The organism is Enterobacter cloacae complex sp. S2, from assembly GCF_015159675.1.
GTDB classification, from domain to species: Bacteria; Pseudomonadota; Gammaproteobacteria; order Enterobacterales; family Enterobacteriaceae; genus Enterobacter; species Enterobacter intestinihominis.
On sequence record NZ_JADDTS010000037.1, the window covers coordinates 36,412 to 61,054 of the forward strand.

A 24,643-nucleotide genomic window follows, 5' to 3' on the forward strand; every position below is an offset into this window, starting at 1 on the left:
AAGGATGTGGCGACCAGTGTAAGAAGCTTTTATTACAATTTTATAACACGACAACGAAGGGATTGGGGCGTCCCTGCCCCGGATAACGAGGTGGAACGCTTAGAACTCGTAGCCAACCGAGACCTTAAAGGTACGCGGCTCGCCCTGAGTGATGTAAGTACCGGAATCATCCACGCTTGACCAGTAGTTCTCGTTGGTCACGTTGTCGATGCCTGCGCGCACGGTCATCTGGTTTTCATTGTGGTTCACCGCGAAGCGATAGCGCATACCCAGATCCAGCGTGGTGTAGCTGTCCAGCTTTTTGGTGTTCGCAAGATCGGCATACTGCGTGCCGGAGTGGTTAACGCGCGCGGTCGCCGTCAGGCCCTCAATCGGCTTGATATCGTATTCTGCGCCCAGCACGGCGTAGAAGCTCGGAATACCGATCGCGTCGTTCCCCTGGTTCACGCCGTTTTTAGTTTTGGTCAGCTCGGCCTGAAGCCAGGTGGCGCTGGCGTTCAGACGCATCCCAAGCATTGGCTCGCCGAAAACGTTCAGCTCCACGCCACGGTTACGCTGTTCAGCGTCCAGGCCGTAGTGGCCGCTGTCGTCGAGGATGGCCGACGGCATTTTGATCTCAAACAGTGCCAGGGAGCCGCCCACGCGGCCAAAGTCCGCCTTTACACCCACTTCGTTCTGCTTAGAGTGCACGATACCGGTGCTCTGGCCGTAGTTGTTTGCTGAGCGAGGCGCGGTTTCACCGGGCTGTAACGCCTCGGTGTGGTTGGCGTAGAGGGAAATTTCCTCCCACGGCTTATAGACCACGCCGTAGGTTGGCATCCAGCGGCTACCGTCAAAACCGTCCGCGTCGTTTTCCGCACCGGTAATTTTGTTGTACCCGCGAATCACCACTTTCTGATGGCGTGCGCCTGCGGTAAACAGCAGTTTGTCGTCCAGCACGCCCAGGGTATCGCTCAACAGCCAGCCCTGCGTGCGGGTGCGCCCACTGGTCAGCGGATCGCTGTATTTGCCGCCTGAGCCGCTGAAGTTGCTGCTGTCCGGCATAGCAACGCCAGTGTTGTGGTAGATGTTGGTGGTCGGGTTATCCGCCGCGGCAGACATTTTCCACGCGATTTTTTCGTTTTTGGTCATCGCCGAATACCCGACATTCACCTTGTGCGAGACGAAGCCGGTCATGAAGTTACCGCGAATGCCCGCCATGCCGCTAATGGAATCGCTGATGCGGTTGGTATCAAGGCGGCTGACCGTCGCATTACCGCTTTTATCCAGGAGCTTCGGCGCGCTGTAGATCCCCTCTTCGTGCGCGTGCTGTGCGCCGAGGCCGGTATAGGCCGTCCAGCTATCGGTGATGTCGTACTCGCTGCGCCACATGCCGAATTCGTTTTCGATATCGCTGTAGGCCCACTTCTGCGAGAAGTTGCGATCGTTCTTCGGTGGTTCAGGCACGAAGTCCGCCGCCGAGATGTTGACGCTGGTCGGGCTGCCGTGGAAGGTTTTTTTCTGATAGCCCAGGTCCAGCGAGGTGCGGAAACGGTCACCTTTGTAATCCAGACCGGTGGAGAGCAGCGTGGTGCGGCGGCGGTCGTTCGGCACGCCGGTTTCGCCTTCACGATGCACAAGGTTCACCCGCGCGCCGAACTGGTCGTTATCGCCAAAGCGACGCCCCGCATCCAGCGTGGTGCCAATCTGGGAATCCGAGGTGTAGTCGACGCCCACTTTCGCCTGCGGGATGTCGCCCGCGTGTTTTGGCTCAAGGTTGATCATCCCGCCCACGCCCGAGCTGGCCGCGCCGTTCATCAGGGAGTTGGCCCCTTTGAAGATCTCGATGCGGTCAACCATCTGGGCATCCACCACCTGACGCGGCAGTACGCCGGACAATCCGCCAAAGGTCATATCGTCGCCGTCAAACTTCAGGCCGCGGATACGGAAGGTTTCCGCGCTGTTGCCGTACCCCTGAACGAACTGCACGCCCGCGTCGTTAGCGACCACGTCAGCAATGGTTTTCGCCTGCTGATCTTCCACCAGCTTCGAGGTGTAGCTAATGATGTTGAACGGCACGTCCATGGCGTTCTGCTGCCCGAGCATCCCCATACGTCCGCCGTTAGCCACCTGGCCGTCGAGGAAGGCCGGAAGCAGCTGGTCACCGCCGGGTTTGAAATCACTCCCCGCCGTGGACTGGACCACGATGGTGTCCTCTTTTTTCTCTTCCGCCGCAAAGGCGGAGTGTGTAACCGCGCCGATGGCAATCGCCAGCAGCGTTTTGTGCATTGTGGTGTTGTTCATAATGAGCTCTTAACGTGCGCGCAAAAATGGCCCGTTGTCGGGCCTTAGTATTTATCAAATGAAATGCAAATGAGAACTATACGCATTATATATACGTAATCAAGCGTCAACGAGGAGTACTGCGCGAGAAGAGGTTAAAAACGATGTGGGGGAGAAGTACGGCGCACAACCACCCCCAGACAGGGGTGGTTGCTAAAGCATTATTTTTTCTTGTAAATATCGGCGGTGCCGTGAATTTTGTTGTTTGTATTACCGGAAGTCAGCACCAGTACATCAGCACCTTCTTTATCGGCCTTTTCGACCAGCTCTTTTTTCGCATCGTCGACAGAGACTTCGTTAGCCGTGCTCACGGTACCGATTTTTTCGTACTGAGACTCAACTTTTTCGAATTCGTTTTTTGTCATCATTTCAGCCGCAAAGGCGTTGGTGGTAAACAGAAACGCGGTGCCCAACAAAATAGCAGTCGTTTTTTTCATAAACTTTTTCCTTAAGATTAATGAGCAACTACGAAAAGCCCCCACGCGAAACGGTGAGGTGTAATGAGCATGGTAGAGGATTGGCGAAAATGCCATATACCAGGGAAAATTCTTTTATAACAGGCTGTTGTCCTGCATGAATAAAGGGTTTAAGCGGTATTTGAACGCGCCAGATACTTCCTCTGGACGATTTTATGGTGTCGTCTGATCTTTTTTGCGATCAGGCGTTTTTCCCAACGCCGGTGGGATTCAATGGGAATACCAATGCGCAGGCTGGCCGTCACGTTGTCTTCAACAATCCTTTTCGCGTTACAATGCTTCCCGGACAGATCGATGATCCTTATTCCTTTTTCACTCAGGATGAAGTTCCCGCCGTGCGCATCGCCGGAAATGATTTTCAGATTGTGCATTTTCTGCATACTGTGTCGGATTTCACGCTTTATGTCCGGCGTGATCGTGGGAAGAACGCGTAACTCCGGACCGGGGACATACTCAAACAACATGAGCGAGATTTTTGCGAATCTGAAAATCCGGCGTTCAGCCAGGAGATAAAAATCATTCGGGAAGGTATGACCTTGCCTGCCAGCATAATCGATCCGCTCAATCAAATTTTCGTTGGGGTTGGGCGTAAAAAACGATTTGAAAAATTTTTCTATCCTTTTTTTCCTGGGGGAGTAAATCTTTAATACAAACTGTCCGTAGGGGGTATTCAGTAAAGAGACGTGGGTATGCGGAAGGCTTTTAAATACCATCTGAACGCTGAGTCGTTTTACATTACAGGACAATATATCGCCCAGTATTTCCAGGTATCGTGTATCGTTATTTTTATAACAGACGTGAAAACCACGGTATTTCATTTTTGTAATCATAATAATGTGCTTAGTATGATTTTTCCACGGTGGTATTAGAACCCGTTGTGATGATACGAACTTTGTCGCCAGGGTTAAATGTCAAACCATTATTGTGCTGCACCACCTGAATAGTCTGCCCGGATTGAGTCTTGATAAGTAACTTCACTTCCTGTGCTGCCAGTTCGTTAGACTGCCGGTTATGAGAAGCCGCAGCCCCGGCTGTTGCACCGGCTACCGTCATGGCGGTTTTCCCTTTGCCGTTACCGAACTGGTGACCCACTACGCCACCAATCGTGCCCGCGGTTAAGGTACGCAGCGGGTGATACCCTTCTCGGGTATGCGTAATAATTTGGCTCTGCAGAACCGTGCCATCCTCCACCAGCGATCGGATGCCAGCGTAACTCGCCGGACTGGTGATAGCCAGAAAGCTCAACGCGATGAGTAAATATTTTTTCATTTTAAGCCTTTCTTATACATTGAAGGTGACACTATTCTGCCCGGCGAAAAATCATCTCCTTTAGCTAAATATGCTTTACCAGGCAAATAATTTATTTTTACACAAAACGACCATAAATTTAAAAATAAACAATTTAAAACTGGAAAGGTATATTGGCTTCAATTATCAATAACGTGTTTTCCAGATACATTGTCAGAGTATTTGATTCAGACGAAGCAATATCCATTGCACAATTCTCAATAATTACCAATCATCGTTATTAAAATAATGGTCCCTGTCCATACAGGGAAAACATCAGGAGTTATAGTATGAAAAAAGTCATTCTCGCTCTGGCTTTCACTGCGGCATCATTTTCTGCATTTGCAAATCATCCGGTAGCCCGTGCCACTGCCGTCGCCTCCGCCGATCATCCTGTTGCCGTTGCGGCGGCCACCGGTGAAGGTAACCATCCTGTCGCCCGCACCACGGCGGTGGTATCTGCCGATCACCCTGTCGCCGTCGCAGCCGCAACAGACGGTAGTTATCATCCCGTCGCCCGTGCAACCGTGGTCGCTAACGCTGACCATCCGGTCGCCGCCGCGGCCGTTACAGGGCACTGATGGCGCTCTCCCCCGGCAAGTAAGCTGGGGGAAAAGTCAATGTGTCGTATGACCCTGGAAGGCCAGTTATTAAAGGTAATGAAAACACGATTCAGGCTGGTCAGGAACGGCTGAGTGCCGGAGGGTTAATGGCACGCCCTGTAGGATTCGAACCTACGACCTACGGCTTAGAAGGCCGTTGCTCTATCCAACTGAGCTAAGGGCGCACGGAGAAGAGTGTACTTCGCGGTGGTGAAACGCCTGGAATTATACGGTCAATGCGTAGTGAGTCAATGCCTTTTCCACCTTCTCTGCCGTTAATGACTAGCTGATTGTAAATACGGCTGTTTTTTCAACATTTATCCCTCTTTTACGGGCTGCGAAAAGGCTTAGCCGCTTTTAAGTAACGCCTGCTGTTTTCCTGTTTACTTCCCCTTCACACTGTCCTGCGGTATCCCGGCCGCCTGGAGGCTGGAAATGAATAGGACGACGGAGTGACAGCGCCAGACCAGACAGGTTTCCCCTCGTGCGTGCAGCACATCTCACACGACATTACAGGCATCAAGCTTGAACCCATTGTCGCCCTCTCCTCTTCGCGCACGGTAGGGGCTGAAGTGCTCAGCGTGCTGTCACCGCATCAGCAAAGCGAAGGCTTTTTTCACGACTGGTCCGCTGCTCGGGCGCTTATGCTGCTGGAAGCTCAGATCGCTGCGTTAAAAAAACCCTTTCCCTGCGACAACCTTTTCATAAATTTGCCGATAACCGTTCTGACCATACCGGAAATGTTCCAGCGTTTACTGCAACTTAACAGCCCACCGCTGAACATTGAACTCGTGGAACCTGCTTCCTTCTTTTCTCTCTCAGACCCGGCACGTCTGAGGGTGAGTTGTGCGCTTCAGCAGTTGACGGCGCAAGGACATCGGATCTGGTTGGATGACATTGATGAAGCGTCAGGGCGCGCGTTTTTGTCCTGCCGCATGCCGTTAAGCGGAATAAAAATCGATAAGATCGCTTTCTGGCGTTTACGTGCAACGCCAGCGCTGGCAAACCTGGTCACGCTTTGTTCAAAAATTGCTGAAAATGTACTCATAGAAGGCATTGAAACAGAAACGGACCGTAAGTTTGCGATTCAGGCTGGCGCGCGCTTCGGTCAGGGATATTATTGGCCATCCTGGAGATGGCAGGAGGACTGAACGGTCATCGCCAAGAGGGAAGCTATGCGAATGACAGTACGCCGTTACCGGCGTCGTCGGACAGGAAGTGATTCACCGGGTTCAACGCACTCGCCTTTTGCTCTCCCATTTTTTGATCGTCTCGAATATTTGAGCCAGTCAATCAACCAGACCCGCAAAACCGATGCTCCCTTTATCGTTCTGGTCACACAGGATAACTTTTTCCGTTCCGGTTTTCTGAGCGGGCACTCTCCCCTGAGCAATTGCTGTGACTATTCCACCCTGGAAGCCGCCCTCAGCGATCTGAATCAGTGGCCTTCATCACGTCTGGTGGTAGATGTAGAAAGCCGCGCCTCGCCGCTTATTGACCTGCTGGACCGATTACGACGCCACAGCCTGTTCGCCCCCTACCTGACACCCTACCTGCTCATTCGCGCCGATGATTACGATACACGCCTGTTTTGCAAAGCGGCTGGCCCTTTTCATGTGCTTGAACGGCAACTTACGCCGCGGGCTTTGCAACAAACCTTGCTGGAAGCGCCGTCACCCGCCGGCCACCGGAAAGAGTGGTTTTCACGTGATGAATGGCCGATCCTGCAGGCGCTGTCGCAGGGTAGCACCCTGCGACAGATTGCTCAGTTACAGAACCGCCCCTATAGCCGCATTATTTACCGTCTCAGCTGCATCCTGGCGAAACTTGGGCTGAATCATCGTCATGAGTTGCTACATCTTCTCAACAACCTTTCAGATTTCACGTATTAACGTATTCAGTAACCCCTTAATTCCTAAAGACCTTTAAGAAAATACTTAGGACATATGTTAATTTTTAGTGTTTTTTAACAAAACTTTCGATTTTATAACTATTCCTAATTCTTCACCTTAAACCATGCGAAATGCTGCCTGTACGCTAAACGAGAGTCATTTTATCCATGCGTTAAGTTTCTGACGTTTCCGTTAACAGGATGATAATGGTGTAAAAACAAGCGATTTATCTGTAAATAAAAGCGATGAGAGGTGAAGAAAACAGCAGATAGTGCTGTTTTGACGAAGGGATCATCCTCCTGGCCTGAGGTGTTAGAAATGAGGCAATGACGCGCTAAAGAGCGGACATCAGAGGTAGCGGACAGGCGAATAGCGCTTTGTCAGGACCTGCGTATTGTTAACATTTGATCAACATACAGTAAGATCGTTTATTTTTTGTTATTACATAAAGATGAAACTGTGTGGTAAATGCAATATCAGGACATTTTTGCTAATTTTAAAAAGTTAGCGATTCAGATACAGAAGATAATAATCATCAATATATGGACATTAATTTACAGGCTTTTCGGACAATACTTAAACGGTATAATAAGACGTGTTTGACACGCGAATAAGAAAAATCATTTTGCCATAACAGCCTTATGAGATAACTGCGCTCAGGCATTGATATCACCACTACGTAAACAAGGATGCTTTCGCTCTTCCCAGGGATCTACCGTACAAGGATCTGCGTAATTATCCTTCCGGCTTTTCGAGAGTTTTAACAAAACTCAGCATAACGCTTTTAACAATCTGAGGCATAAAAAATGAAACCGGCATCCGTTATCATTATGGACGAACACCCTATCGTCAGAATGTCGATAGAAGTCCTGCTACAGAAAAATAAAAACATCCAGGTCAAACTGAAGTCAGGCGACAGCCACGAAGTGCTTGACTGTATACGCAACCACCCCATCGACCTGGTCATTCTCGATATCGAAATGACAGGCACGGACGGCTTCGTATTATTGAAAAGAATCAGAAACTTAAATAAAGATATTAAGATTCTCTTCCTCTCTTCGAAATCTGAAGCCTTCTACGCAGGGCGCGCCATCCGCGCCGGGGCAAATGGTTTTGTCAGTAAGCGGAAAGATCTGGGGGAAATTTATAACGCGGTGGAAATGATACTGACGGGCTATTCTTTTTTCCCGTCAGAAACATTGAGTTTTATAAACCATATAGGCTCCCGGACAGGCGCCGCTGTGGATATGCCATTATCGAATCGTGAAGTGACGGTTCTGCGATATCTGGCGAACGGATTATCTAATAAGGAGATTGCGGATCAATTATTACTTAGCAACAAAACAATTAGCGCTCATAAGTCTAATATCTTTTCCAAGCTGGGCGTACAAAGTATCGTTGAATTAATTGATTACGCGAAAGCGCACGAATTACTGTAATCCTTCCCTCTCCCTGCAACATATAACCGTTACAGGGAGAGGGGATACGATTAATTATAATTAATCATGAAAGTTGCATCGGCATCAGCCCGGCCCGGCTGCGGGTTATCCGCCGTGGCGATATAATTGGCATAAAACGACAGTTCGGCATTTCCCTGCGCATCCACCGACACCGTCTGGCTGGCCTGCTGCAACGCGAGGCGCGTTTTATCCCGGTCGAGGATCTCCACGGCCACGTTACTGGCCGCGCTGGCATCATTCAGCGCCAGCAGGCTGTTATCATGCCCGTCCATCTTCCCCGTAAATGTGATCGAAGCCGCCCCCGGCGGGCATCCGGTCAGCTTCAGGGTGAACGGTACAGGCTGCGTCCGGCTTCCCGTTGTGCGGAGCTGTTTCGTGGGCCAGGTGCCGAGCGTGACGGTTTTATTGCTGTCGTCCCCCTCCGCCACGCAGGTAAAATCCACGATATTGCCATAGAGCTGAATGTTAATTTCCCCAAGCGCCGTCTCTGCGTGCGCAGGGGAGCAAAGCGCAAAGAGCGCGACGGCTAAATACCGCATTCCGTTTCGCATACCTGCTCCTTAGTCATAGTCGACGCGTAAATAGCCGCGAGAGGTAAAACGCCCCTCGGCAGGTTTTTTACCGGTCACGCTGATGGGCCACGCGCGGATCCCCACCTGTGCCTGTGCGCTATCGTCCAGACGGAACGGGATTTTGCTGGTCAGGTTGTTCGGCGTCAGCGGCACGCCATTACTGTTGGCAATCACAAAACCCACATCCGCGTTATCAGAGACCAGCGTACTGCCTGAAACCTTCTCCGCTTCAACACGCATTGTGAGCATGGCGTTCGCCTCAACGTTGGTGCATTTTATGCCGATGGTTTTGCTTTGCGCTGAGATCCCCTCCGGCTTATTTCCGATGCCCGCTTTACTGAACAAAGAGGCGCCGATGTCTCCGAAATCGAACTCCACCACATTCCCGGCATTAATCTCACAGCTCTGAGGCACCTGAATGGTCCCGCTGTAGCTGATGGTATAAACCGGCGTGGTGAGCGGATCCGTGGAGGTCGTGGTGACGTAAACCCGGAACATGATTGCCCGGGGGATCACCACCATATTGATAAAGCGTCGGGTCACCTTAAGCCGAAAGACGAGGCTGGAATCCTGTACTCCAAACGGTTTGTTTTTAGACACGTTCGGATGGCTCCCCATCTGAATGTACTTTCTGGGTGGATAGAACGTGCCAGCGTAGCTGTCGGTGATTTTCATCGCCCCGTCCAGATAGTCGTTTAGCTTCAGATACTGGTAGCCATCGCTGGTGCCTGTGACCGGGAATTCGGTCACATAGCTACGCTTGGTGGTGTTCCCGGACGTTCCCTTAGGGCAGACGGCGTTGACGCCCACCCACTGGGACTTCTCGCTGAGTGTAACAATCTGCCCCACCTGGTTATTGGAGCTGTTGAATTTATCCGTCAGGTCGTAATACACCTCCGTCGGCACGCCATTTTCATTGACGCAGACGGTGGCGAACGCCTCAGATAGCGGCAAAAATGCCAGAAGGGATAGCCCCAGATAATGGATTTTATTCACAGCGGATCCCCTTAAGTGTGATCGCCTGTTGCAGGCTCTGTTCTGGCAGGCTGTAGGGCGCACGACACTGGGACTGCTTCCCGTCTCCCCACTGAATCAGCAGTTCCCCTTCCAGCGGCAGCCCGCTCAGGTAAATCTGCCCGTCATCGCCCACCATGCTGGTTACGCCGCTCTGCGTCTCACGCACCACCGCCCCAAACGGCACAGGCTGGTTATCACGCTTCACGGTGAGCAACGCACGCACGCCGATGCGGGTGTCAAAACTGGCGCGCACCAGCGCACCGTTCGTCGGCACGACGCTGGAAACGTTATTTTCAATGTCGGTGTTGTTGCTCATGGTGTTAGTGTCGAGCGCCACGCGGTTGTAACGGTACACCGTGGCGTACGGCATCACCGCATAGCCACGCCAGTCTGTTTTGACGCCGGTCTGGTTTTCGACGCTCACGCCTGACGCGCCCGGCGCTTTGATCAAGACGTTGGTATCGCCCAGCGGCTGACTGAATGTGATGCCGTCTGAATGCCCTACCACGCCGCCGGAGAGCTGCCAGTTGAGGTCGTGCTGATCCCGCGTGTAGTTGTAGCCCACGCCCAGCGTACCGTACGTTGCCTGCCAGTTAGCGCTGGCGCTGCCGCTGGCACCGTTATTGCTGGTGTGACCCTGCGTGACGCTGTAGTTCAGGTTACGATCCTGGAGCAGCGTTCCGCTGATCCCGGTCTGCCAGCTGGTATCACCGTCGCTGTTGCGGCTGGCTGAGGCCGTGGCATAGGCCCGGTCGATCGCGTTATCGCGACGGTAGCCGTGACGGGTGAACAGGCTGAACGGGACGGAGACGTTAAACGAGGCGATCCGGTCAGTTCCTTCAATGCCGACGGCCTTGTTCCATGACCAGGATAAGGCGTAGCTGACCCCTTTCACCCCGCCTGCGTAGCCGAGCTGATACCAGACGTTGGACTCGCTGGTGCCCCAGTAACTTTGCTGGCTGCCCGACACGTACACCGAGCCGTAATCGCCAAGAGACTGGGAGATATTGAGCTGGAAACGTCCTTTTTTATTCAGCGTCAGGTTGTGATAGCTCTGCACGTCCGGCACGCCGTCATCGTCCTGATCGTCGCCATACTGGTAGCCTTCCATTGTGCGCCAGGCCACATCGTCGAGGGTGTAGAAGCCTTTGGTCGAGTAGCGATAGCCCAGCAGCTGGAAGTTGGTGCCGAATCCGTTAAGGGATTTTGCATACAGGAACCGCAGAGACTGCCCTTCATGGCGGCTGTCATCGGCAAGCTGGCTGCGGGCATGGGTGAGGTCAAGTGACACCGCCCCCCAGTCACCGAGGTTTTTACCCGCGCCAATGGCGATGGCGGTATAGCGCGAGGCCAGCTGCGTTCCGCCGTACAGCGTGTAGCCGTCGGCAAGACCCGCAATCATCGTACCCTGAGTAAAGAACGGCGTGTCCTGCTCGCTGTTGCCGCTGCGATAGTCCCCTGCCACCAGATCGTATTTCCAGCGTCCTTCACGCTGAAGCAACGGAACGGTGGAATACGGGACGGTGTAGCGCTGCTGGCTGCCGTCCTTCTCTTCCACCGTCACCTCCAGGTCACCGCTTGAGGAGGTCGGGTTAAGGTCAGTTATCGCAAAAGCCCCCGGCTGCACATAGCTCTGGTAAATCACGTATCCGTTCTGGCGGATCACCACTTTGGCAGGGGTGCGGGCGATTCCGCGTACGGTAGGCGCGTAGCCTTGCAGGCTGTCCGGATACATGCTGTCGGACGAATAGAGCCGACCACCGCGAAAACCGACGCTGTCGAAGACATCGTTACCGGTGTTGCTGTCGCCGAGCACCAGCTCGCTTTTTAGCGGAATGACCGTACGCTGCGCCCAGGTGCCAATATTTTGCCAGCTGCTGTGCCGCTGGCCGTTGCTTTCGGTATAACGCCACGCGCCGTTATTGCGTAATCGCCAGGCGCCATAGTTCAACCCGCTTTGCAGGTTCAAATAGTAGCTGTCGTCGTCGCTGCCCCGGTTGCCGGTGAAGCTGTAGTTCAGCAGCGCGGCGGGGATGCCTTCATCCCACTGTTCAGGCGGAATATACCCGCGGGCGCTGTTTTGCATCGCCACCTGAGGCAGACTGACGTTAAGGCGCAACGAGGCGAAGTTGAACGCCGTTTCGCTGCCCGGAATAGCCGTGGTGAGCGGAACGCAGGTCTCGCCCTGCACGTTGCTCAGTTCCGGGAAGGCGGCGATATTGACGCCAAAGCGATCGAGCATCGCGCGCGTAATGCACGGCGACAAACCGCCCGCGACCGGCGGCGTGTTGTCGGCTTGCTCAAACCGCACGTCCTGGGTGCCGATAAACTCATCGTTACGCCAGATATCGACGCGATAGACGCCCGGTGCCTGCTGGTGGCCTTTCTCAAAACGCGACAAATCCGCCACGTTCGCCGCGTCATCGGAGAGAAACGCCGGGTTAAAGTAGCTTTCACCCCAGCCAGCGTGTGGCCAGAGCGTTGCCATCAGTGCCAGCGCAACCGGGCAGTAACGCCATTGAGTGTTCATCGCCCTGTCTCTGCTCACAGGCTGACGCTACGCGCCGGCGTAATGGCACCGTAGTCATTCACACTCTGCCAGGAGAGCGTGCCGCTCGCTGCGGCAGGCAGCACCTGCTGCGCCGAGCTTTTCGGAGCAACCATCAGGTTCTCCAGCGTCTGACCGCCGAGCTTCAGATTGACCAGCGTGACGTAATACGGCGAGGCATTGCTCACCTTAAGATGGTTGCCGACGCGCTCAAAACGCAGCTGTGAGAGCGCCTCTTCCGGCGGCATCGCCAGGTTAGCCGGGCGAACAAACAGCTTGATGCGTGACAGAATGGCCAGTTGCAGGACGTTGTTGCCGTCCTGATGTTTTTTGCTGACGGAGGGAATCGCTTTGACGTTCATGTAAAAGAGTGATTCGCGATCGGCAGGCAGCGCCGGGCCTGCGTAGATAATGCGCAGGGTGTTTTCGCTGGCCGGCTCGCTGACAAACAGCGGCGGCGTGACGGCAAAGGTTTTTTCCTTTTGCCCGTTGGCATTTTCTATCCACGCGTTAATTAAATAGCGCTCTTGTTTATTGCTGTTGGTGATCGCCAGCGACGTTTGTTTTGCATCGGCCGGATAAATAACGCGCGTCGCGCCTAGCGCAATTCCGCCGGATGCATTCGCGCTGGCAGAAACCATCATCAAAATAAAAGTTAAAAACAGTCCAGGTTTAATCAGGGTGTTCATCACAACCGTACCTTTAATAATTAGTTCGCAGGCGTCAGGGATAAATCAACGTAAACCAGACATTCGACTGAATAGTGCCTGGTACAAGGTGTTCGGAAATAGCCCGGTAGCGGGCGCTGAAATGAAATACCAGCTCGCGGGTGTTAATGGGTAACCAGCTCACTGCCGTCGCGTTCGGGATGATCTGACGTTGCTGTTCGTCAAAAAGCGCCAGTCCGACACCACTGCTGACCGCATTTTCCCCCGGCCGCGATGTCGCCAGGAAAACCTGCGGGTCTTCTGCCGGTGTCACTCCCTGGAACTGGATCCCCACGGTGCGGGAGACGTCCACGCTGCAATCCAGCAGACGTACGGTGAAAGGCACATTAACCGTGGAAAAGCTGCCGACGCCGGAAAAGGCGTTTGTGCGGTATTGCCCCATATCCACGCGCATATTCTGGCTGTCCGGGGCCACGGCGCAGCCGCCGTTAACCAGCTCTCCCCTGAGGTGTACTTTGCCGCCGTCTATGACAACGGTATGTGCGTTTACTGCTGAGGCAATCGCAAGGGCACACAGCAGTATCCCAGTCCTTGTCATCCTTCGCTCCCGGTATAGGCGATCAAAAGACCTCTTCCCTGAGGCCAGCCACATCCCTGTACTCAGGCATTACTCGTATTTCATTACGAATGTTGCGTCCGCGTTTGCCTGGCCTGGCGCGGTGGTCGCCGCCGTGGCTTTATAGCGCGCGGTGAAGTTCAGGGTGTTAGTCCCTTCAATCAGGTTCTGGGCCGCAGAGAAGGTTGCACCGTCCGGGGTCAGCGTGGAGGATTTGCTGTCGAGGATCTCAATGCCTACGCCCTTCGCGGAGTTGTCGTTGTTACCGGAGCTTACCGCCAGCAGCGTTTTGTCGGTGGCGTCGATTTGGCCGGTAAACGCGACAGCAGCGGTTTTCGCTACCGCAGGATCGCAGTCGTTCAGTTCGATGGTGAAGGGAATATTGGAGGTGGTGTCACCCACTTTAGTGAATTTCGCGGTACGGTACTGGCCGAGATTAACCGTCTGCTCTGAAGAGTCAGTATTCACTGAACACGCGGCATTCACTAATTCACCTTTAAAATGCACCGTACCACCGTTTACAGATACAGGTGCTGCCGGATCTTCTGCGTGAGCGGCACCCGCGACCAGGGCCAGAGTTGCAATAACAGTAGAAGCAATGTTGCTGAGTTTCATGTCTATTCCTTTAAAATGTAAATAACCCTTCCCGCGCATATTCGGGAATAAGAAATACGTTCAATTAAAAAATTGAAGGCTTATTTCGGAGAGGACAAAGTAGCTCAGGAATCTATTTTGTAATATGTCAAAACGCTGCCATTTTGCCAGGTCACATCCTAATCGCCCCTAAGAAATTGACCATGCACTGAGAAGGGATTTTGCGGGCCATCGATGAAATCTCGTAAAGGGTGACTGACAGCGGCGCTCGCTTCTGACAAAATACAGGTAATCCCCCCCTTTCTAACGTTACAGACGGAATCTTCTCTCTGATGGCAGCAAAGATTATTGACGGTAAAACGATTGCGCAGCAGGTGCGCTCTGAGGTTGCGGAAAAAGTGAAGGCGCGTAAAGCTGCCGGAAAACGCGCTCCAGGGCTGGCCGTAGTGCTGGTTGGCAGCAACCCGGCCTCGCAAATTTATGTCGGCAGCAAACGCAAAGCGTGTGAAGAGGTGGGGTTCGTCTCCCGCTCTTACGATCTGCCGGAAACCACCAGCGAAGCAGAACTGCTGGAACTGATTGACACCCTGAATGCCGATAAAGAGATCGACGGCATTCTGGTTCAACTGCCGCTGCCTGCGGGCATCGACAACGTGAAGGTGCTGGAGCGTATCGCGCCGGACAAAGACGTTGACGGTTTCCATCCGTATAACGTGGGCCGCCTGTGCCAGCGCGCGCCGCGCCTGCGTCCGTGCACCCCGCGCGGCATCGTGACGCTGCTGGAGCGTTATAACATTGACACCTATGGCCTGAACGCTGTGGTGATTGGCGCCTCCAACATCGTGGGCCGCCCGATGAGCATGGAGCTGCTGCTGGCGGGCTGCACCACCACCGTCACCCACCGCTTCACCAAAAACCTGCGTCATCACGTCGAAAACGCCGATCTGCTGATCGTTGCGGTCGGCAAGCCGGGCTTTATTCCGGGCGAGTGGATCAAAGAGGGCGCAATCGTCGTGGACGTGGGTATTAACCGTCTGGAAAACGGCAAAGTGGTTGGCGACGTGGTGTATGAAGATGCCGCAGCCCGAGCCTCCTATATTACTCCGGTCCCGGGCGGCGTAGGCCCGATGACGGTAGCAACACTGATTCAGAATACCTTGCAGGCGTGCGAGGAGTATCACGACGTAGAGGACGCGTAATCATGGCAACTTTTTCTTTAGGTAAACATCCGCACGTTGAGCTGTGCGATCTGCTGAAGCTGGAAGGCTGGAGCGAAAGCGGCGCGCAGGCGAAAATCGTCATCGCCGACGGGCAGGTAAAAGTAGACGGCACGGTGGAAACCCGCAAGCGCTGCAAAATTGTCGCGGGCCAGACCGTGAGCTTTGCAGGTCAGAGCGTGACCGTGACGGCCTGAGCTGTCTGATGCCCGGTGGCGCTGCGCTTACCGGGCCTACGTACTGTCTCCGTTTGTAGGCCGGGTAAGGCGAAGCCGCCACCCGGCAATTTCTCTCACAATCCCCTCACACCCTTCGCGGTTAATTATCGATCAACTTCAAATAATCACTATTCCCTCTGGCGAAACGTGAAAATTATGTTGCGCGATTTTCAGACTTTCCCCACGATAAGTAGAACGTTCTACTAAAACGTTCTACTTACAATAACAGCGCGAAAAAGCGCTACTCGGGGGAAATCAGCATGAGTCTGATATCAGGGTTTGTTAAATCGCTGTCTAAGTTATCGATGATTGGTCGCGCCTTAATGCTGCCAATTTCACTGCTTCCCGCTGCGGGCCTGCTGCTGGCCTTCGGCGATAAGTTCCACCTGCCGCTGATGATGAACGCCGGCGGGGTTATCTTTGATAACCTGCCGATGCTGTTCGCCATCGGCTCTGCCGTCGGTCTGGCTTCGGAATCCGGCATTGCGGCACTCTCTGCGGCGGTCTCGGTGTTTGTCACCAACATCACCATCAGCACCGTGCTGAGCATTACGCCGGAAATGGCCTCCCAGGGCGGGAAATACGCCATGGTCGTCGGCATTCCGACGTTGCAGATGGGCGTCTTTGGCGGCCTGATCTGCGGTATTCTCGCGGCCTGGTGCTACAACCGCTTCCACACCATGCAGCTGCCGGAATTCCTCGGCTTCTTCTCCGGGAAGCGTTTTGTGGCGATTGCGACGGCATTTCTGTCGTTCCTGCTCGGCCTGCTGCTGCCGTACGTGTGGCAGCATATTCAGTCCGGGATCGACGCCCTGTCCGTGGTGGTGAACGGCGATAACCAGGCGGCCTCGACCTTTATCTTCGGGCTGGTGGAGCGCGCGTTGATCCCGCTCGGCCTGCACCACATCTGGTATCCCTCCTTCTGGTATTCGTTCGGGGATTACACCACCCAGGCGGGTCAGGTGATCCACGGCGACCAGACCATCTGGTTCAAGATGCTCGAAGAAGGGGTGAAATCCTTCAGCAGCGATACCTACCAGAACGCCGGGAAATTCATGCAGGGCGAGTTCCCGCTGATGCTGTTCGCGCTGCCTGCGGCGTGCCTTGCGATGTACCATGAAGCGCATACGAAGAATAAGAAAATTGCTGCCGGTATTCTCTTCTCCGCCGCCCTCACCTGCTTCCTGACGGGCATCACCGAGCCGGTAGAGTTCACCTTTATCTTCGTGGCGCCAATCCTTTACGTCTTCAACGCCATCATGGCGGGCCTGGCGTACATGACCATGTACCTGCTGCATGCGCACATCGCCAAGTCGTTCTCGGCGGGCTTTATCGACTACCTGTCGTTCGGGATCCTGCCGTCGTTTAACGGCTATCAGACCAACTTCCTGAGCGCCATTATCATCGGTATCCCTATGGCCCTGATTTACTACTTCACGTTCCGCTTCGTGATCCGCCGTTTCGACGTGAAAACGCCGGGCCGCACCGAAGTGACCGCCAGCGCAAATGACAAGTCCGATTCCGAACTTGCCACCGAAATCATCGGCCTGCTGGGCGGTGCGCAGAACATTGATTCTGTCGGCTCCTGCATCACGCGTTTGCGTCTGGAAGTGGCGAAGAGCGAAGCGGTGGACCGGGACGGGCTGAACGGGCTGGGCGCACGCGGCGTGGTGTTTGTTGGCGACAACGGGATACAGGTGATTTTCGGGGCCAGAGCACAGTTTATCGCCCAGACCATGTCCACGATGATTGGCAAATAATAAGATGCCTGAAGGAGGCGTCTCCTGTACGCTGGGGTACGCCTCTTATCTGGCTGATAATCGGTAAATTTCAGGGAGCGGTTTTGAAGAAAGTCAGCATTATTGATGTTGCAAAGCATGCGGGCGTGTCGGTTTCTACCGTGTCGCTGGTGCTGCGCCAGAAAGGGAAAATCTCAGAGGCGACGATCGGGAAGGTCAATGCCGCCATCACAACGCTGGGCTATGTTCATAACGTCGCCGCTGCCAACCTTCGCGCCAACACCTCCAACTTAATCGGCCTGATCCTGCGGGACTTCAGCGACAGCTTTTCCATCAAAGTGATGGCGAGCATCGTTCAGGAGCTGGAGAAACAGGGTTATATGGTTTTTCTCGGTCAGCCGCTGAACGACGACGAACATCTTGAGCGTACCCTGCTCTCATTTAAGCAGCAGGGCGTGGCGGGCGTCATCTATCTGGCGTCGGACACCCGCGCCGCCTCTCTCCCGGAACACATTCGCCAATGCCCGCTGCCGCTTGTGGCGGTTTCGCAGTCGTTGCTGGAAGAGAAATGCAACCTGGTGATGCGCGATAACCGCCAGGCGGCGAACCTGGCCGCGCGTTATCTTATCGAGCGCGGGCACCGCACCATCGCCTACATTGGCGGACGCGACGGGTGCCGTATTCGCGAGCAGCGCCTGCTCGGTTTTCGCAGCGCGATGACGCAGAACGGCCTGGTCTGGCGTGAGGAATATTCTCCCGCCTGCACCGATGATACGCAGGCGGCGGCCATGGCGACTCGCCAGCTGCTGGAGAAGAACAACACGATTACCGCCCTGCTCTGCCATTCGCCGGACGCGATGATCGGTTCGATCTCCGGCATTCACCAGGTGGGGCGCACGGTGGGCAAAGACGTGTTTTTAACCCAGCAGGTGGCGCTGATCGGCTTTGAAGATATGCTTCACGTAAACCTCACGTCGCCGTCACTGACTTACGTTTCGTCTGCCAGTGAAGAGACCGGCCGCCAGGCGGCAGGGCTGATGATCCGCAGGCTGAAGGAGCCGGATCTGCAAACGCAGCGTATTACCCTCTCCGGCCAGCTTATCGCGCGGGAATCGGCGTAAATTCAGAATTTAGCATGGGTCTTATAGCGCGTGATGACTGCTATATTTCCATGATTTGCCATGGATAAATGCAATGCCTACCGTTATCACCCACGCTGCCGTACCTCTGTGTCTGGGCTTAGGGCTCGGAACCAAAGTCATCCCACCCCGCCTGCTGTTTGCCGGGATCGTCCTCGCCATGCTGCCTGACGCTGACGTACTGGCGTTTAAATTCGGTGTCGCCTACGGGAATATTTTCGGCCACCGCGGTTTCACTCATTCGCTGCTGTTTGCCTTTGTAGTGCCCATACTTTGCGTGCTGGCTGGGCGTCGATGGTTCCGGGCCAGCCTGTCGCGCTGCTGGCTGTTTTTAACCGTGTCGCTGCTGTCGCACAGCCTGCTGGATTCGATTACCACCGGCGGGAAAGGCGTCGGCTGGCTGTGGCCCTGGACAGATGAGCGCTTCTTTGCACCGTGGCAGGTGATTAAGGTCGCGCCGTTTGCACTGTCGCGCTATACCACGCCGTACGGGCATCAGGTGATTATCTCGGAACTGCTGTGGGTGTGGCTGCCGGGGATGGTGCTGATGGGAGTGTTATGGTGGAGAAAACGTGCGCGCTGATGCCCTCACCCCAGCCCTCTCCCACAGGGAGAGGGAGAAAACCTAACCATCCCCTCTCCCTGTGGGAGAGGGTTAGGGTGAGGGGAAAATTACTTACGACGCCAGGTCGTTCCCTGCGGGCCGTCTTCCAGAATAATACCCATCTCGGTCAGACGGTTACGCGCCGCATCCGCCGCCGCCCAGTCTTTCGCCTGACGCGCTTCCAGACGCGCTTTAATCAGTGCTTCAATTTCCGCTACTTCACCGTCGTCCGCCTGCGCGCCGCTTTGCAGGAACACGTCCGGCTCCTGCTCCAGCAGGCCGAGCACGGAAGAGAGCTTACGCAGATGCGACGCCAGCGCATTCGCCGCCGCCATATCTTCTGACTTCAGGCGATTCACCTCACGCGCCATGTCGAACAGCACGGAGTAGGCTTCCGGCGTGTTGAAGTCGTCGTTCATGACCTCAACGAAGCGGGCTTCGAACGCCTCGCCGCCAGCGGCCGGAACAGACCTGTCGGTGCCGCGCAGTGCGGTATACAGACGCTCCAGCGCAGCGCGCGCCTGCTTCAGGTTCTCTTCGCTGTAGTTCAGCTGGCTGCGATAGTGGCCGGACATCAGGAAGTAGCGCACGGTTTCCGCGTCGTAATACTTCAGCACGTCGCGCACGGTGAAGAAGTTACCCAGCGATTTCGACATCTTCTCGCGGTCAACCATCACCATCCCGGAGTGCATCCAGTAGTTCACGTACTCGCCGCCGTGAGCACAGGTGGACTGCGCGATTTCATTTTCGTGGTGCGGGAACATCAGATCCGAACCGCCGCCGTGGATGTCGAAATGGTTGCCCAGCTGTTTGCAGTTCATCGCGGAACATTCAATGTGCCAGCCCGGACGCCCTTCGCCCCACGGGGATGGCCAGCTCGGTTCGCCCGCTTTGGACATCTTCCACAGCACGAAGTCCATCGGATTACGCTTCACGTCAACCACGTCCACGCGAGCACCGGCCTGGAGCTGGTCCAGATCCTGGCGGGAAAGCGCACCGTAGGTTGGGTCCGTCGGCACCGAGAACATCACGTCGCCGTTGTCTGCCACATAGGCGTGACCGCGCTCGATCAGCTTTTGGGTGATCTCAATGATTTCATGTATATGGTGGGTCGCTCGCGGCTCGCTATCCGGGCGCAGAATATTCAAGGCATCAAAATCCTTGTGCATTTCGGCGATCATGCGATCCACCAGCGCGACAAAGCTTTCGCCATTTTCATTAGCACGTTTAATGATTTTGTCGTCGATGTCGGTGATGTTGCGCACATACTTCAGGTTATAGCCCAGGAAGCGCAGGTAGCGGGACACCACGTCGAACGCGACAAAGGTACGGCCATGGCCGATATGACAGAGATCGTAAACCGTAATACCACACACGTACATGCCGACTTCCCCGGCATGGATAGGTTTAAATTCCTCTTTTTGGCGCGTCATTGTATTAAAGATTTTTAACATCGAAGATTCCATGTAAACACGTGTGTGGATTGTTTGTTCCTTATAATACCCATAATTCGGAGCACGGTCAGCACACAATGCAAGGTGATCGTGTCCTGTGGTTATGCTATAACAAGCCCCTATATGTGACCCGAGCACGGGTCGACGCACCACAATAACGGAACAGGATGCAAAAATGGTTACTTTCCACACTAATCATGGCGATATCGTAATCAAAACCTTTGATGACAAAGCGCCTGAAACAGTTAAAAACTTCCTGGACTACTGCCGCGAAGGTTTCTACAACAACACTATTTTCCACCGTGTGATCAACGGCTTTATGATCCAGGGCGGCGGTTTCGAGCCTGGCATGCGCCAGAAAGAGACGAAAGAAGCGATCAAAAACGAAGCGAACAACGGCCTGAAAAACACCCGCGGTACGCTGGCAATGGCCCGTACTCAGGCCCCGCACTCTGCTACCGCACAGTTCTTCATTAACGTGGCGGACAACGACTTCCTGAACTTCTCTGGCGAAAGCCTGCAAGGCTGGGGCTACTGCGTATTCGCAGAAGTGGTTGAAGGCATGGACGTGGTCGACAAGATCAAAGCCGTTTCTACTGGCCGCAGCGGTATGCACCAGGACGTTCCTAAAGAAGACGTTGTGATCACAAGCGTGACCGTCAGCGAGTAATTCGTGGCGACACTCTTTATTGCGGATCTGCATCTGCAAACAGAAGAACCGGCGATAACCGCCGGTTTTCTGCGTTTTTTACGCGGTGAAGCGAAAAGCGCCGATGCGCTGTACATTCTGGGTGACCTGTTTGAGGCCTGGATAGGCGACGACGATCCGAACCCGCTGCACCGTGAGATGGCAGCGGCCATTAAAGCGCTGGTGGATTCCGGCGTCCCCTGCTATTTCATTCACGGCAACCGTGATTTCCTGATCGGCCAGCGCTACGCCCGCGAGAGCGGCATGACGCTGCTGCCGGAAGAGCAGGTGCTTGACCTCTATGGCCGCAATATTCTGATCATGCACGGCGACACGCTCTGCACTGACGATACCGGCTACCTGGCGTTTCGCGCCAAAGTTCACACCCCGTGGATCCAAAAAGTGTTCCTCGCCCTGCCGCTGTTTATTCGCAACCGCATCGCCGCCAGAATGCGCGCGGGCAGCAAGGCCGCCAACAGCAGCAAATCGATGACCATCATGGACGTCAACCCGCAGGCGGTGGTGAAGGTGATGGAGAAGCATCGCGTTCAGTGGCTGATCCACGGCCATACCCATCGTCCCGATATGCATTCCCTTATCGCCAACGGCGAGCCCGCCCATCGCGTGGTTTTAGGCGCCTGGCACAGCGAAGGATCGATGGTCAAAGTCACGCCGGAAGGTGTGGAACTGATCGCCTTCCCGTTTTAACCCTCCTCGTTTTTTCGCCCATTTCACGACCACGCAACCGTTTTCCTTGCCGGTATTACATGCTATTCTCTGTGCCCTCGAAAGCAGTGTGTTCCGCACCACAGGAGTTTTAAGACGCATGTCTTCCCGCAATAATCCGGCGCGTGTCGCCATCGTGATGGGGTCCAAAAGCGACTGGGCTACCATGCAATTCGCCGCCGAAATCTTTGAAATCCTGAATGTTCCGCACCACGTCGAAGTGGTTTCCGCGCACCGTACGCCGGATAAACTGTTCAGCTTCGCCGAAAGCGCCGAAGAGAACGGTTACGAGGTGATCATTGCCGGTGCGGGCGGCGCAGCACATCTGCCGGGCATGATTGCCGCCAAAACCCTGGTGCCGGTACTGGGCGTGCCGGTACAGAGCGCCGCGTTAAGCGGGGTTGATAGCCTGTACTCTATCGTCCAGATGCCGCGCGGTATCCCTGTCGGTACGCTGGCGATTGGTAAGGCGGGTGCCGCAAATGCCGCCCTGCTGGCCGCGCAGATCCTCGCGACGCATGATAATGACTTACATCAACGCCTGGCGGAGTGGCGTAAAGCCCAGACCGACGAGGTGCTGGATAACCCGGATCCGCGGGGTGCAGCATGAAGCAGGTTTGCGTTCTTGGTAATGGTCAGCTTGGCCGGATGCTACGTCAGGCCGGTGAGCCGATGGGTATTGCCGTCTGGCCCGTCGGGCTGGACGCCGAGCCGGAAGCCGTGCCGTTCCATCAGAGCGTGATCACCGCCGAAATTGAACGCTGGCCGGAAACCGCCCTGACCCGCGAGCTGGCGCGCCATAACGCCTTTGTGAACCGCGACGTCTTCCCGATCATCGCCGACCGTCTGACGCAAAAGCAGCTGTTCGACAAGCTCGGCCTTGCGACCGCGCCGTGGCAGCTGTTGTCCGACAAAAGCGAGTGGAATGACGTCTTCGCCATGCTGGGCGATCTGGCGATCGTGAAGCGTCGTGTCGGCGGCTACGACGGTCGCGGGCAGTGGCGCCTGCGCGCGAACGACACCGCCGAGCTGCCGGACGACTGCTACGGCGAGTGCATCGTTGAGCAGGGCATAAACTTCAGCGGTGAAGTGTCGCTGGTGGGCGCGCGCGGGCATGACGGGCACACCGTTTTTTACCCGCTAACGCATAACCTGCATCAGGACGGGATTCTGCGCACCAGCGTCGCCTTCCCGCAGGCCAATGCTGACCAGCAGGCGCAGGCGGAAGAGATGCTCTCTGCCATCATGCATGAGCTGGGCTATGTGGGCGTAATGGCGATGGAGTGTTTCGTCACGCCATCGGGTCTGCTGATCAACGAACTTGCGCCGCGCGTGCACAACAGCGGCCACTGGACGCAAAACGGTGCCTCCATCAGCCAGTTCGAGCTGCACCTGCGCGCCATCACTGACCTGCCGCTGCCGCAGCCGGTGGTGACCAGCCCGTCGGTGATGATCAACCTGATCGGCACCGATCTGAACTACGACTGGCTGAAGCTGCCGCTGGTGCACCTGCACTGGTACGACAAAGCGGTGCGCCCGGGTCGTAAGGTCGGCCACCTGAACCTGAACGATACCGACACGGACCGCCTGAGCGCCACGCTGGAAGCGATTGTTCCCCTGCTGCCGCCAGAATACGCGAGCGGGATTGTCTGGGCGCAGTCAAAACTGAAGTAAGTAACCCCCGCCGGGGAGTTGACCTTCCCCTTCCCCGGCGTACAATTCCCGCCCATTGCTGCTTAGCTTTCTTCTGGAACCACCATGAACGATGGAACGGACTATCGCGCGATCCTCGCGTCCGATACCCCTTTAATCGACGTTCGCGCGCCGATCGAATTTGTCCAGGGTGCGATGCCCGCCGCACTCAACCTGCCCTTAATGAACGACGACGAGCGTGCCGCCGTCGGCACCTGCTATAAACGCCAGGGTCCGGACGCCGCACTGACGCTCGGCCATAGCCTGGTCAACGGCGAGACGCGAGAGGCGCGCATCAACGCCTGGCGCGAAGCCAGCCTGGCCCATCCTGAGGGCTACCTTTGCTGCGCGCGCGGTGGCCAGCGCTCACATATCTCCCAGGCCTGGCTTAAAGAGGCGGGAATCGATTATCCGCTGATCCGCGGCGGCTATAAGGCCCTGCGCCAGACGGCAATTCAGGTGACGATTGAGCAGTCACAAAAACCGATGGTGCTTATCGGTGGCTGTACCGGAAACGGCAAAACGCTGCTGGTGAAGCAGCATGCGCAGGGTATCGATCTGGAAGGGCTGGCGCACCATCGCGGCTCGTCATTTGGCCGCACGCTCACCCCGCAACTTTCTCAGGCGAGCTTCGAGAATCACCTTGCCGTCGAGCTGCTAAAAAAAGATGCCGCGCGCTGGGTGCTGGAGGATGAGGGCCGGATGATTGGCTCTAACCACCTGCCGGAGTGCCTGCGCGACCGCATGGCGGAAGCGCCTGTCGTGGTGGTCGAAGATCCGTTTGAGATCCGTCTTGAGCGCCTGCGCGAAGAGTATTTCGACCACATGTGGGCCGACTTTTCTGCCGCCTACGGTGAAGAAGCGGGCTGGAAAGCCTACAGCGAATACCTGCATCACGGCCTGTTCGCCATCCGCCGTCGTCTGGGGCTGCAACGATTCGCGGAATTTACCGCGCTATTAGATTCCGCGCTGCTGGAACAACAGCGCTCTGGAAGCACTGACGCGCACTTCAGCTGGCTTGTGCCGCTGCTGAAGGACTATTACGACCCGATGTACGGCTATCAGCTGGAGAAGAAAGCGGAGAAGATTGTTTTTCGCGGGACGTACGAAGA

The 24,643-nt window shown here is 55.2% G+C and carries 25 protein-coding genes and 1 tRNA gene; 14 read left to right on the forward strand and 12 right to left on the reverse strand.

Features of this window, described 5'->3' with window-relative positions; translation table 11 throughout:
* Positions 1 to 99 precede the first annotated feature (99 nt).
* From IPZ49_RS17175 to IPZ49_RS17190, 4 genes are all read right to left on the reverse strand, one after another.
* Positions 100 to 2,283 carry a TonB-dependent siderophore receptor gene (locus tag IPZ49_RS17175; RefSeq protein WP_063929155.1) on the reverse strand — a complete coding sequence of 728 codons (2,184 nt, stop codon included), beginning with the start codon at positions 2,281 to 2,283 and terminating at the stop codon, positions 100 to 102.
* A gap of 200 nt (positions 2,284 to 2,483) precedes the next feature.
* A complete protein-coding gene (yahO, locus tag IPZ49_RS17180; protein WP_022647318.1) occupies positions 2,484 to 2,759 on the reverse strand; it encodes a DUF1471 family periplasmic protein YahO in 276 nt (91 codons plus the stop codon).
* A gap of 149 nt (positions 2,760 to 2,908) precedes the next feature.
* The gene (locus tag IPZ49_RS17185; RefSeq protein ID WP_063146567.1) at positions 2,909 to 3,628 is read right to left on the reverse strand and encodes a lipopolysaccharide core heptose(II) kinase RfaY; all 720 of its coding nucleotides are present in this window, start codon (positions 3,626 to 3,628) and stop codon (positions 2,909 to 2,911) included.
* Positions 3,629 to 3,638: 10 nt separating this feature from the next.
* Positions 3,639 to 4,067 (reverse strand): glycine zipper 2TM domain-containing protein, encoded by a 429-nt coding sequence (locus IPZ49_RS17190; protein WP_022647316.1) that lies wholly within the window; start codon positions 4,065 to 4,067, stop codon positions 3,639 to 3,641.
* 308 nt (positions 4,068 to 4,375) lie between these two features.
* Here IPZ49_RS17190 and IPZ49_RS17195 point away from each other — a divergent pair, with 308 nt between their 5' ends.
* Positions 4,376 to 4,666 carry a hypothetical protein gene (locus IPZ49_RS17195; RefSeq protein WP_022647314.1) on the forward strand — a complete coding sequence of 97 codons (291 nt, stop codon included), beginning with the start codon at positions 4,376 to 4,378 and terminating at the stop codon, positions 4,664 to 4,666.
* A gap of 129 nt (positions 4,667 to 4,795) precedes the next feature.
* Here the strand turns inward: IPZ49_RS17195 and IPZ49_RS17200 are convergent.
* Positions 4,796 to 4,872, reverse strand: a tRNA-Arg gene (locus IPZ49_RS17200).
* A 303-nt stretch (positions 4,873 to 5,175) separates the two neighbouring features.
* Between IPZ49_RS17200 and IPZ49_RS17205 the strand changes: the two genes are divergently transcribed.
* The 3 genes from IPZ49_RS17205 (at position 5,176) to fimZ (ending at position 8,018) form a co-directional block, all read left to right on the forward strand.
* On the forward strand, positions 5,176 to 5,838 hold the full coding sequence (locus IPZ49_RS17205; RefSeq protein WP_063146568.1) for an EAL domain-containing protein: 663 nt from the start codon (positions 5,176 to 5,178) through the stop codon (positions 5,836 to 5,838).
* 24 nt (positions 5,839 to 5,862) lie between these two features.
* The gene (locus IPZ49_RS17210) at positions 5,863 to 6,579 is read left to right on the forward strand and encodes a response regulator transcription factor (RefSeq protein WP_022647312.1); all 717 of its coding nucleotides are present in this window, start codon (positions 5,863 to 5,865) and stop codon (positions 6,577 to 6,579) included.
* Positions 6,580 to 7,385: 806 nt separating this feature from the next.
* Positions 7,386 to 8,018, forward strand: a complete 633-nt coding sequence (gene fimZ / locus IPZ49_RS17215) for a fimbria biosynthesis transcriptional regulator FimZ (protein ID WP_022647311.1) — start codon at positions 7,386 to 7,388, stop codon at positions 8,016 to 8,018.
* Positions 8,019 to 8,068: 50 nt separating this feature from the next.
* Here the strand turns inward: fimZ and sfmF are convergent, their stop codons facing one another.
* The 6 genes from sfmF to fimA all read right to left on the reverse strand — a co-directional run bounded on the left by sfmF (position 8,069) and on the right by fimA (position 14,075).
* On the reverse strand, positions 8,069 to 8,590 hold the full coding sequence (gene sfmF, locus IPZ49_RS17220) for a fimbria assembly protein (RefSeq protein WP_023299488.1): 522 nt from the start codon (positions 8,588 to 8,590) through the stop codon (positions 8,069 to 8,071).
* 9 nt (positions 8,591 to 8,599) lie between these two features.
* Positions 8,600 to 9,607, reverse strand: coding sequence for a type 1 fimbria D-mannose specific adhesin FimH (gene fimH / locus IPZ49_RS17225; RefSeq protein ID WP_063146569.1), 1,008 nt, complete (start codon positions 9,605 to 9,607; stop codon positions 8,600 to 8,602).
* Positions 9,600 to 12,158 carry a fimbrial biogenesis usher protein gene (locus IPZ49_RS17230; protein WP_063146570.1) on the reverse strand — a complete coding sequence of 853 codons (2,559 nt, stop codon included), beginning with the start codon at positions 12,156 to 12,158 and terminating at the stop codon, positions 9,600 to 9,602. Before IPZ49_RS17230 ends, fimH begins: the two co-directional genes overlap by 8 nt.
* A 14-nt stretch (positions 12,159 to 12,172) precedes the next feature.
* Positions 12,173 to 12,865, reverse strand: coding sequence for a type 1 fimbria chaperone FimC (gene fimC / locus IPZ49_RS17235; protein ID WP_022647307.1), 693 nt, complete (start codon positions 12,863 to 12,865; stop codon positions 12,173 to 12,175).
* A gap of 34 nt (positions 12,866 to 12,899) precedes the next feature.
* Positions 12,900 to 13,442 (reverse strand): type 1 fimbrial protein subunit FimI, encoded by a 543-nt coding sequence (gene fimI / locus IPZ49_RS17240; protein WP_023305613.1) that lies wholly within the window; start codon positions 13,440 to 13,442, stop codon positions 12,900 to 12,902.
* A 69-nt stretch (positions 13,443 to 13,511) separates the two neighbouring features.
* Positions 13,512 to 14,075 (reverse strand): type 1 fimbrial major subunit FimA, encoded by a 564-nt coding sequence (gene fimA, locus IPZ49_RS17245; protein ID WP_063146571.1) that lies wholly within the window; start codon positions 14,073 to 14,075, stop codon positions 13,512 to 13,514.
* Positions 14,076 to 14,386: 311 nt separating this feature from the next.
* Here fimA and folD point away from each other — a divergent pair, with 311 nt between their 5' ends.
* The 5 genes from folD (at position 14,387) to IPZ49_RS17270 (ending at position 18,950) form a co-directional block, all read left to right on the forward strand.
* Positions 14,387 to 15,253, forward strand: a complete 867-nt coding sequence (gene folD / locus IPZ49_RS17250; protein ID WP_008499332.1) for a bifunctional methylenetetrahydrofolate dehydrogenase/methenyltetrahydrofolate cyclohydrolase FolD — start codon at positions 14,387 to 14,389, stop codon at positions 15,251 to 15,253.
* 2 nt (positions 15,254 to 15,255) lie between these two features.
* Entirely contained in the window at positions 15,256 to 15,468 is a 213-nt protein-coding gene (gene ybcJ / locus IPZ49_RS17255; protein WP_022647303.1) for a ribosome-associated protein YbcJ, read from the forward strand.
* A gap of 281 nt (positions 15,469 to 15,749) precedes the next feature.
* A complete protein-coding gene (locus IPZ49_RS17260) occupies positions 15,750 to 17,249 on the forward strand; it encodes a PTS transporter subunit EIIC (RefSeq protein ID WP_003858916.1) in 1,500 nt (499 codons plus the stop codon).
* An 83-nt stretch (positions 17,250 to 17,332) separates the two neighbouring features.
* Complete coding sequence (malI, locus tag IPZ49_RS17265; protein WP_023299483.1) at positions 17,333 to 18,349, forward strand: Mal regulon transcriptional regulator MalI; 1,017 nt, start codon at positions 17,333 to 17,335, stop codon at positions 18,347 to 18,349.
* Between the two features lie 73 nt (positions 18,350 to 18,422).
* Positions 18,423 to 18,950: a metal-dependent hydrolase gene (locus IPZ49_RS17270; RefSeq protein ID WP_063146572.1), complete on the forward strand. Its 528-nt coding sequence runs from the start codon at positions 18,423 to 18,425 to the stop codon at positions 18,948 to 18,950.
* A gap of 89 nt (positions 18,951 to 19,039) precedes the next feature.
* Here IPZ49_RS17270 and cysS read toward each other — a convergent pair whose 3' ends face one another.
* Positions 19,040 to 20,425, reverse strand: a complete 1,386-nt coding sequence (cysS, locus tag IPZ49_RS17275; protein ID WP_022647300.1) for a cysteine--tRNA ligase — start codon at positions 20,423 to 20,425, stop codon at positions 19,040 to 19,042.
* A 175-nt stretch (positions 20,426 to 20,600) separates the two neighbouring features.
* Here cysS and ppiB point away from each other — a divergent pair, with 175 nt between their 5' ends.
* The 5 genes from ppiB to mnmH all read left to right on the forward strand — a co-directional run.
* On the forward strand, positions 20,601 to 21,095 hold the full coding sequence (gene ppiB / locus IPZ49_RS17280) for a peptidylprolyl isomerase B (protein ID WP_000256009.1): 495 nt from the start codon (positions 20,601 to 20,603) through the stop codon (positions 21,093 to 21,095).
* A gap of 3 nt (positions 21,096 to 21,098) precedes the next feature.
* The gene (gene lpxH / locus IPZ49_RS17285; RefSeq protein WP_058646019.1) at positions 21,099 to 21,821 is read left to right on the forward strand and encodes a UDP-2,3-diacylglucosamine diphosphatase; all 723 of its coding nucleotides are present in this window, start codon (positions 21,099 to 21,101) and stop codon (positions 21,819 to 21,821) included.
* A 118-nt stretch (positions 21,822 to 21,939) separates the two neighbouring features.
* The gene (gene purE / locus IPZ49_RS17290) at positions 21,940 to 22,449 is read left to right on the forward strand and encodes a 5-(carboxyamino)imidazole ribonucleotide mutase (protein ID WP_023299481.1); all 510 of its coding nucleotides are present in this window, start codon (positions 21,940 to 21,942) and stop codon (positions 22,447 to 22,449) included.
* Positions 22,446 to 23,513 (forward strand): 5-(carboxyamino)imidazole ribonucleotide synthase, encoded by a 1,068-nt coding sequence (gene purK, locus IPZ49_RS17295; RefSeq protein WP_063146573.1) that lies wholly within the window; start codon positions 22,446 to 22,448, stop codon positions 23,511 to 23,513. Before purE ends, purK begins: the two co-directional genes overlap by 4 nt.
* An 84-nt stretch (positions 23,514 to 23,597) precedes the next feature.
* Positions 23,598 to 24,643 (forward strand): tRNA 2-selenouridine(34) synthase MnmH (gene mnmH, locus IPZ49_RS17300; RefSeq protein WP_193762855.1); only part of this gene is annotated, 1,046 nt, incomplete at its 3' end.